The 2,080-nt window shown below is 63.2% G+C and carries 3 protein-coding genes; all 3 read left to right on the forward strand.

What is annotated here, in order from left to right; translation table 11 throughout:
* Positions 1 to 120: 120 nt before the first annotated feature.
* From IO39_RS43225 to IO39_RS43235, 3 genes are read left to right on the forward strand one after another with little or no spacing between them, the layout of a single operon-like run.
* A complete protein-coding gene (locus tag IO39_RS43225) occupies positions 121 to 444 on the forward strand; it encodes a hypothetical protein (RefSeq protein ID WP_157549820.1) in 324 nt (107 codons plus the stop codon).
* Positions 413 to 931, forward strand: a complete 519-nt coding sequence (locus IO39_RS43230; RefSeq protein ID WP_245642602.1) for a DUF6879 family protein — start codon at positions 413 to 415, stop codon at positions 929 to 931. The genes IO39_RS43225 and IO39_RS43230 overlap by 32 nt, the downstream gene beginning before the upstream one ends.
* A 24-nt stretch (positions 932 to 955) precedes the next feature.
* Positions 956 to 1,804: a helix-turn-helix domain-containing protein gene (locus IO39_RS43235; protein WP_043637511.1), complete on the forward strand. Its 849-nt coding sequence runs from the start codon at positions 956 to 958 to the stop codon at positions 1,802 to 1,804.
* Positions 1,805 to 2,080: the final 276 nt, after the last annotated feature.

A 2,080-nucleotide genomic window follows, 5' to 3' on the forward strand; every position in this document is an offset into this window, starting at 1 on the left:
CCGACCGACGTTGGCGCGTCGGTCATGTCTTGAGAACTCGCATGATCATCGGGAAGGTGCACCCCTTCCCGACCGATCCACAGGTCTCAAGCATTGCTCCATCCTTTACCTTGCCGCACCTTGACGGTCATCACCCGTCGGCGGAAGCTCGCAAGTGCGCCACAGTCCGGCACACATCGGCACGCGGAGGGCATCATGCGGCTACGCTTCCTTGCGATCGATCCCGACACTGACGGCGATGACTGCCCCGCCCTGCATGTGGACGAGGAGACGGGCAATCTTGCCTTCATAGGGGAGACGATCACCGACGCCGACGACCTGGCCGCCATCAAGGCACATACAGGACCGAAGGCCAGCGAGACGGCCGTAATCATGCCGGCTCGCATGAGGAAGCTCATCCTGGAGGCGCTGCGTGACCTCGAAGACGATCCCGCCGTTCCCTGAGCTGCTCGCGGGTGTGTCCCGTAGCGCTGTGCACCTGGAGATGCGGGACACCTACACCCCGGATGATCCGTCGTTCATCGCGTTCCAGGGCGGCCCGCCCTACGACCGCACGGAGCGGGAACGCAACTGGCATGCGGTCATAGGCGGTGCGATCGCCCGGGGTGTCGTAGTTCGTCGTGCACGGATCGTCTCCGAGCCGATCAGCGACTACATACGTTTCGAGCACTCGGTGACCGACTCCATGAACATCGCTGCGGGAGAACTGGTGCGCTGGCTCCCACGCAGCCAGGCATCTGACTTGTGCTTGCCCGGCAACGACTTCTGGGTGTTCGACGATCATCTCGTGAGATTCGGCCACTTTTCCGGCGACGGCTTGATCACCGCTAAGGAACTGCGGGAGGAGCCCTCCGTCATCCGCCTCTGCCTGTCGGCCTTCGAGGCGGTGTGGGAACGCGCGATCGATCACGCGGAGTACAAACCGGTCTAGTACGCAGCAAGCACCCGCACCACCGTGCCAACCTCGCCCTCATCCTCCATCCAGGAAGCTCGCCAGGCCCTCGCCAAGCGGCTCCGTGAGCTGCGGGAAGACGCAGAGCTGACGGCCGTAGCGCTGGCCAGGGCAGCGGGCTGGGAGCGCACCAAGGTCTCCAAGATCGAGCATGCGGCGCGTCCGCCGTCCATCACCGACATCCGCACATGGTGTCGTGTCTGCCACGCCGAGGACCAGACGGAGGACATGCTTGCCACCCTGCGGACCGTGACAGGCATGTATCAGGAATGGAAGCGCCTCCAGCGCACCGGCCTGAGACGGCTCCAGGAGCAGCGCACTGCGGTCTTCGAGCAGACGCGAGAGTTCCGCAGCTATGCCTCGCAAGTCGTCCCCGGCCTGCTCCAGACGCCCGAGTACGCCGCCGCGATCCTGTCGGCGGTAGCGAAACGTAACAACGTCCCCAACGACGTAGAGGCTGCCGTCGCAGCGCGCATGAAGCGAGCGCGACTGCTTCGGGAAGGTGGCCACCGCTTCGCTTTCGTCTTGGAAGAGGCCATCCTGCGTTACCAGATCGGCGATGCCGCGATCATGGCGGGACAACTCGGCTATCTTCTATCAGTCATGGCCTTGCCTGCCGTCTCGTTGATGGTGATCCCCTTTGCGACGCCACGGAAGACGCACCCACTCGGCAACTTCAATATCTACGACCAAACCGATGTTCGCATCGAACTTCTGACGGCGGCCATCAACATCACCGCCGCCTCAGAAATCGCACAATACCGCCGTGAGTTCGAGCTGCTGGCCAGCATGTCCGTGACCGGCAAGGCCGCTCGCGCCCTCATCACGAACGCGCTTACCGACGTGCAATGAAGTCGTGTGCCACACTTCGCCACACTCGTTGAGCCGCTGATCGTGAAGGTCCTAGCGTCGATGGCACAACAACCGGACAGATGCTCACGGAGACCCCGATGACCGCACGCGCAACGACACCTTCGGATCACTGCCTAGTGCTTTGACCGGAAATGATCACCGGGTTGGCGCGTAAGGCGGTCCTGCCGGTTGGATGGTGCTGATCACGTTCGATCGGCAGTCGGGAGGCCCGGTGACGCAACCGGTCAAGGTCCGCAGGCTCACGGACCAAGAAGG

The sequence above is a fragment of the Nonomuraea candida genome, assembly GCF_000725485.1.
GTDB lineage: Bacteria > Actinomycetota > Actinomycetes > Streptosporangiales > Streptosporangiaceae > Nonomuraea > Nonomuraea candida.